Source organism: Paenarthrobacter sp. 10N417, from assembly GCF_056394745.1.
In genome coordinates, this window is the sequence record NZ_JBFTIL010000018.1 from 117,043 (window position 1) to 123,381 (window position 6,339).

The 6,339-nt window shown below is 62.2% G+C and carries 6 protein-coding genes; 4 read left to right on the forward strand and 2 right to left on the reverse strand.

The genetic code is table 11. The features are described from left to right. The first annotated feature begins 80 nt into the window (after positions 1-80). Together AC1DCM_RS20070 and AC1DCM_RS20075 are read left to right on the forward strand one after the other, a co-directional pair. Positions 81-1,412, forward strand: a complete 1,332-nt coding sequence (locus AC1DCM_RS20070) for a MurT ligase domain-containing protein (RefSeq protein ID WP_477519462.1) — start codon at positions 81-83, stop codon at positions 1,410-1,412. Beyond that, positions 1,409-2,149 carry a type 1 glutamine amidotransferase gene (locus AC1DCM_RS20075; RefSeq protein WP_431115403.1) on the forward strand — a complete coding sequence of 247 codons (741 nt, stop codon included), beginning with the start codon at positions 1,409-1,411 and terminating at the stop codon, positions 2,147-2,149. Before AC1DCM_RS20070 ends, AC1DCM_RS20075 begins: the two co-directional genes overlap by 4 nt. Before the next feature lie 26 nt (positions 2,150-2,175). Here the strand turns inward: AC1DCM_RS20075 and AC1DCM_RS20080 are convergent, their stop codons facing one another. Then, positions 2,176-3,207, reverse strand: a complete 1,032-nt coding sequence (locus AC1DCM_RS20080) for a CapA family protein (protein WP_477519467.1) — start codon at positions 3,205-3,207, stop codon at positions 2,176-2,178. Between AC1DCM_RS20080 and AC1DCM_RS20085 the strand changes: the two genes are divergently transcribed. Together AC1DCM_RS20085 and AC1DCM_RS20090 are read left to right on the forward strand one after the other, a co-directional pair. Next, positions 3,173-3,400 (forward strand): hypothetical protein, encoded by a 228-nt coding sequence (locus AC1DCM_RS20085; RefSeq protein WP_477519468.1) that lies wholly within the window; start codon positions 3,173-3,175, stop codon positions 3,398-3,400. The two genes, AC1DCM_RS20080 and AC1DCM_RS20085, sit on opposite strands and share 35 nt — an antisense overlap. 127 nt (positions 3,401-3,527) lie before the next feature. Next, entirely contained in the window at positions 3,528-5,540 is a 2,013-nt protein-coding gene (locus AC1DCM_RS20090) for a M3 family metallopeptidase (RefSeq protein WP_477519463.1), read from the forward strand. 145 nt (positions 5,541-5,685) lie between these two features. On the opposite strand, the gene AC1DCM_RS20095 is transcribed toward AC1DCM_RS20090, so the two are convergent. Further along, the coding region (locus tag AC1DCM_RS20095; protein ID WP_477519464.1) for a beta/alpha barrel domain-containing protein at positions 5,686-6,339 on the reverse strand (654 nt) is incomplete at its 5' end.

Sequence of the window (6,339 nt, forward strand, 5' to 3'; positions counted from 1 at the left end):
TCCCGGAGGACGAGCGGGAGTGCCAGCAGGAGGAGCCTCCACGCCAAGTTCCATGCCTTAACTGGGATATATTACAGAGCATGTTTTCCTTCAGCGTTCCCCTCGGCAAGCTGGTCCGCACACTGTCCCGGCTCCGGGGTGGCGGCTCTGCTTTCCCCGGCCTGGTGGTCGAAAAAATCGATCCCGGTTTCATGCAGAGAACGCTGTCCAGCCTTCCCCACGGCGTGGCCGTTGTCAGCGGCACGAACGGAAAGACGACCACCACCAAAATGGTGGTCGAGCTGTTGGAAAGCCAGGGCCTGAAGGTCTTCACCAACCGCACAGGCAGTAACTTCACCCGGGGCGTGGCCGCTTCCCTCCTCGGCGATGTTGACTGGCGGGGCCGGCTCGACGCCGACATCGCCATCCTCGAACTCGACGAAGCACATGCCGTGCATTTCGTGAACAAGGTGCCGCCTCGTTTCAGCCTCTTGCTGAACGTCCTTCGCGACCAACTTGACCGGTTCGGCGAGATTGACAAGACCGCCCGGTTGCTCGAACACATCGCCCGGAAAACCACGGATACCGTGGTGCTGAACCGTGAAGACCCCCGTGTGGCACGCATCGCCAACACCCTCAATGCTCCGGGGGCCCTCCACCATCCCAGCGTCCGCTACTTCGGCCTCGATGAATCGCTGCGCAGCACATTTCCCAACGACGACGATATGAGGACCGCCACCACGGGCCCCTCGTCCCCGAACACACCCGCACCCGGCACCGCAGGTGAGGTACCCGACGGCCCTGCTGCCGACGTCGTACTACGCCGCGTGGGTGCCCAGGACGCTGACTTTGAGTTCGACGGCGAAACAGTCACCACGAGCATGAAGCTGCGGGGTGTCTACAACATCTTCAACGCGGCCGCCGCGCTCTCCCTGGCCAGGGCGATCCTGGGTACGGGAGCCGTCGACACTCCCAAACTGGTCAAAGCACTCGGTGATGTGGCTCCTGCTTTCGGGCGCGGCGAAAGCCTCACCGTGGATGGCCAGCCGTTGGAACTTGTGCTCGTTAAGAATCCCAGTGGCTTCCGGCTCGGCCTGAAGTCCTTCCCTGCCGGTGGATACGCCACCATGATCGCCATCAACGACAACTATGCAGATGGCAGGGATATGTCCTGGCTCTGGGACGTTGACTTCGAATCACTCAGGGAAGATGGCGTCGAGGTCCTTACCGGCGTCCGCGCCTACGACATGGCCCTGCGCTTGCAATACGACGAAGTCCGCTTCGGTACAGTCGAGACCGACATCACCGCGGCCCTGCACGCATTTATCGACGGCTCGCGAGGCAAGCCCAAGCGGATTTTCTGCACGTACACCGCCATGCTCGCGATCCGTCGCGAACTGGCCAAAATCACCATAGTTGAGGTGGTCTCATGACCTCGGAAGCACAGCCCACCAAAGGAACCGTCCGCGTCCTCCAGCTGTACCCGCGGGACATGAATATTTACGGTGACTGGGGCAATGCCCTGGTCCTTCAGAAGCGAATCAAGTGGCATGGCTACACGCCGGAGCTGCTTGAATACAACGTAGGCGACGACTTTCCCGAGGACATTGACATCATCGTGGGCGGCGGCGGGCAGGACAGCGGCCAGCTGGTTATTCAGGATGATCTACAGGCACGCGCGGATCATCTGCGGGAGCTCGCGGACGAGGGCGCACCAATGCTGGTCATTTGCGGGCTCTACCAGCTTTTCGGAAAGTTCTTCAAGACCAGCGCAGGCCCTGTCATTCCCGGGATCGGTATCCTCGATGTCGAAACACACGGCACGGATGAGCGGCTGATCGGCAATGTCACGCTCAAGTCCTCCGAATTCGGAGACGTCCTGGGCTACGAGAACCACAGTGGACAGACCACCCTGGGCCCGGGCGTCCAGCCTCTGGGGACAGTCACCAAGGGTGCAGGGAACAACAGCAAGGACGGGCACGAGGGAGCCCGCTACCGCAACGTGGTGGCCAGCTACCTGCACGGTTCGCTGCTGCCCAAGAACCCGGCGATCGCCGACTTCCTGATCCGGACGGCCGTGGAACGGAAATATGGCACCTTCGCGCCTGGAACGCCCGACGACGACTACGCCCGCCTCGCGCGGGAGCACGCTGCCCGCCGCCCACGCTAGCCGGGTGGTTCGGGTACCTGCCGCCCTTACTTCTCCTTGGTGATGAGCAACTCGTGGGCGCCGGCAGTTGCTGCACCCATCGACTCGACCACGGCTTTGGTGCGCTGGTGGGTCTCTGCATCGGCAGCCGGCGAAGCGCAGACTCCCTGGGGTGCATCGCTGGCCACCGAGCACCAGCGGTAGGGATCCCGGACAATCACCGACGGCGCCCATGCAAGATCCGAGGCTGTCCAAACGCCAGCCGCGTTCTGGCTGAACTGCGCACGGACCAGCAGTCCTTCATTGTTGACCACATACCAGGGCGACAATTCCGTCACGCCATTACCCAGTCCATAGACAATCCACGTGCCCTTGTAGTTTTCAATCGGCAGCACCGAGTGCGTGTGGTGGCCATAAACCATGGTGAATTGGCCACTGTCCACCAAGGCGTGGGCGACTTCCTGTTGCTGGGCATTGGCCTCGCTGGCGTACTCATCACCGGCGTGCATGACTCCGAGCACGATGTCGGCCCCGAGCGCACGGGCCTTGGTGGCTTTGGCGATCATGACCGTGGGATCAAGCTCGTCCACAAGCCATGGGTACTCGGGAATCTGTCCGTTGTGGCCGTAGGTGCCAACGATGACTGCTACCGTTGCGGCGTCTGTCTTGAGCATCAGGATTTCCTGTGATGCAGCTTCAGTCCGGTAGGAACCAGTGTGCTTGAGCCCGGCAGCATCCAGCGCATCCAATGTCCGGAGCAGCCCTTCCGTCCCCCGGTCTATGGTGTGGTTGCTGGCTGTTGTGCAGGCTTGGTACCCGACATCCTTGGATGCGGTAACGATCTGCGGCGGGACATTGAAGGATGGGTACGCGGAGAACGGACCGTCCGGGGTGCCAACAGGGGTTTCCTGATGACAAATAGCGAGATCGCTGTTCCGGATGTAGCGCCGCTGGCCCTCAAGGAGCGGTATGAAGGTGTATCCAGGCTGCCCTGCGGCAGCAGCATCGGCGCGGGCCTGCTGCCACAACTGTGTATGGATCAGCATGTCACCCGTGACTGTGATGGAAGTACAACGCAGTTCGGGACAAACTGGGCCCTTGCCTGGGGTTGGCGTAGGAGTCGGCGTTGGCGTGGACGCAGGAGACGCGGGGGCAGTAGCGGCGCTGCTTTGCTCCCTGGAGTCCTTCTCTGCAATTACTCCGCAGGCGCTCAACGACAAGGCAAGTACTGAGGCCGCCAGCAGGGCGCCCGTTCGTCGTGAACGCCTATGACCGCCGTGATCCCCGCGACGTCCGCAAGATGTGATGTTCCCCATAACGGCAATCCTACGGCGCAAGACGCGCGTCATTCTGGCGAGCCGCCCTTGAGGACACGATTCTTAAGTGAAAGAGTCCCTTCATGACCAATCCGCTTTTGAGTCCAAGCCCCCTGCCGTTCGGCCTTCCACCTTTTGAAACAATCACCACACAGGACTACGCCGAAGCCCTCGACGCGGGACTGGACGAACACCTCCACGAGATCCAGCAAATTGCGGCGAACCCAATATCAGCGACTTTTGAGAACACGGCTGTGGCCATGGAAAGGTCAGGGCGGTTGCTGGACCGGGCTGCGGCATCGTTCTTTACAGTTGTATCGGCCGACGCATCGGACGCGATCAGGAAGTTGGAGACTGCCTTCGCGCCCGGGTTTGCCGCGCATCAAGACGCCGTCTACATGAATCGTGGCTTGTATGAACGCTTCAATGCCATTGACACCACCAACCTAGATGACGAGTCTGCGCGCTTGGTCCAGGAATACCTCAAAGAGTTTCGGCAGTCCGGCATTCAACTTGACGACGACGGCCAGGCTCGCCTTCGGGACATCAACGCCGAACTCTCACGTCTGGGCACTGAATTCGGCCAGCGGGTCAAGGAGGCGATGAAGGCTGCCGCTATTCTCCTCGACGACGAAGCGGACCTGGCCGGCATGTCCCCCGAAGATGTCGCTGGCGCTGCCGAGGCTGCCAAGGCCGCCGGGCACGATGGCCAGTTCCTCCTGACTCTCATCCAGCCAAGCAACCAACCCGCCCTCGCCTCGCTCGAAAACCGGGACATTCGGCGTCGCCTGTTTGAAGCGTCCCTCGCTCGCGGCACGGACGGCGGAAGCCTGGATGTCCGTGATCTGGTGACGGCAACGGTTCGCTTACGCGCGGAAAAGGCCGGCCTGCTGGCCTTTCAAAATTCCGCGGAACTCGTGGTGGACCAGCAAACGGCCCCGGACTTCAAGGCCGTTCAGGCAATGTTGGGCCGGTTGGCACCTGCAGCGATCCACAACGCCCAAGCCGAAGCGCTCGCTTTGGCCGAGTCCGCCGGCCACCCACTGGAGCCTTGGGACTGGGCATACTATTCCGCGCAGGTCCGGCGGGAAAAGTACCAAGTGGACGAACAGGCCATCAGGCCCTACTTCAGCCTCGAAACGGTCTTGGCCGACGGCGTTTTCTACGCAGCGACCCAACTCTATGGCGTCACGTTCCGTGAGAGGCCGGATCTGGCCGGGTACCACCAGGACGTCCGGGTTTGGGAGGTCAGAAACGAGGACGGCAGCGCTCTGGGCCTCTTCCTTGGGGACTATTACACGCGGGAATCCAAGCGCGGAGGAGCCTGGATGAACTCGCTCGTGGAACAGTCCCGATTCCTCGGCATGCAAGCCGTAGTGATCAACAACCTCAACATCACCAAGCCAGCGCCGGGCGAACCCGCTCTCCTGTCCCTGGACGAGGTCCGGACCGTCTTCCACGAATTCGGGCACGCGCTCCACGGCCTGTTCTCCGATGTGGAGTATCCTCGGTTCTCCGGAACGTCCGTGCCCCGGGACTTCGTGGAGTACCCGTCCCAGGTCAACGAAATGTGGATCATGTGGCCCGAGGTATTGGCTAATTACGCACGCCACCATGCCACAGGAGAACGGCTCCCGCAGGACATCGTGGACAGAATCAACGAATCCCTGCTGTGGGGTGAGGGATTCGCCACCACCGAATACCTCGGAGCAGCATTGCTGGATGTGGCATGGCACGTTCTGTCCCTGGAGGACGTCCCGGCGGATGTCCTTGCCTTTGAAGCCAAAGCCTTGGCGGACGCCGGCATCGCCCACCCGCTGATTCCACCGCGCTACCGCACCGGCTACTTCCAGCACATCTTTGCCGGCGCCGGTTATGCGGCCGGCTATTACTCCTACATCTGGAGCGAAGTCCTGGATGCGGACACCGTTGAGTGGTTCAAGGAAAACGGAGGCCTTACCCGAGCAAACGGCGACCGGTTCCGTTCGGAACTACTCGCCCGTGGAAACAGCCGGGATCCGCTGGAATCCTTCCGCACATTCCGAGGCCGGGACGCCGAGCTCGAACCCCTCCTAAAGCGCCGGGGACTCAACTAACCCCAACACCCCAGAAAACGGAACGGTGGGCGCCGATCCGGCAGCGTGCGTAAAAGGGCCCCCACCCCAGCCCATCGCCAAAATGGCGGCAGCGAGAGCGGGGAATAGCACACAGAGGATCGGCGCCCACCGGGCGCAATGGAACCTACCAGCCGCGCTCTGCCAAGCGGTGGGGCTGCGGGATTTCATCGACGTTGATGCCGACCATGGCTTCGCCCAGGCCGCGGGAGACCTTCGCGATGACGTCGGGATCATCGTAGAACGTGGTTGCCTTCACGACGGCGGCAGCGCGCTCGGCGGGGTTGCCGGACTTGAAGATCCCCGAACCGACAAACACGCCATCGGCGCCGAGCTGCATCATCATCGCAGCGTCAGCCGGGGTGGCGATGCCACCAGCGGTGAACAGCACAACGGGGAGCTTGCCCGTGGCGGCGATTTCCTTGACCAGCTCGTACGGGGCCTGCAGCTCCTTGGCCGCGACATACAGCTCGTCCTCGGGGAGGGCGGCCAGCTTGGCGATCTCGGCGCGGATCTTGCGCATGTGCCCGGTGGCGTTGGAAACATCGCCGGTGCCGGCTTCGCCCTTGGAACGGATCATCGCCGCGCCTTCATTGATGCGGCGCAGGGCCTCACCGAGGTTGGTGGCGCCACAGACGAAGGGAACGGTGAAGTTCCACTTGTCGATGTGGTTCACGTAGTCGGCCGGGGTCAGGACCTCGGACTCGTCGATGTAGTCCACGCCGAGGGACTGCAGGACCTGGGCTTCGACGAAGTGGCCGATGCGGGCCTTGGCCATGAC

Coding starts and splice junctions, on each gene's coding strand:
- AC1DCM_RS20070 (WP_477519462.1), top strand. CDS start 81: ATGTTTTCCTTCAGCGTTCCCCTCGGCAAGCTGGTCCGCACACTGTCC.
- AC1DCM_RS20090 (WP_477519463.1), top strand. CDS start 3,528: ATGACCAATCCGCTTTTGAGTCCAAGCCCCCTGCCGTTCGGCCTTCCA.
- AC1DCM_RS20085 (WP_477519468.1), top strand. CDS start 3,173: ATGTCACCCGTGACTGTGATGGAAGTACAACGCAGTTCGGGACAAACT.
- AC1DCM_RS20075 (WP_431115403.1), top strand. CDS start 1,409: ATGACCTCGGAAGCACAGCCCACCAAAGGAACCGTCCGCGTCCTCCAG.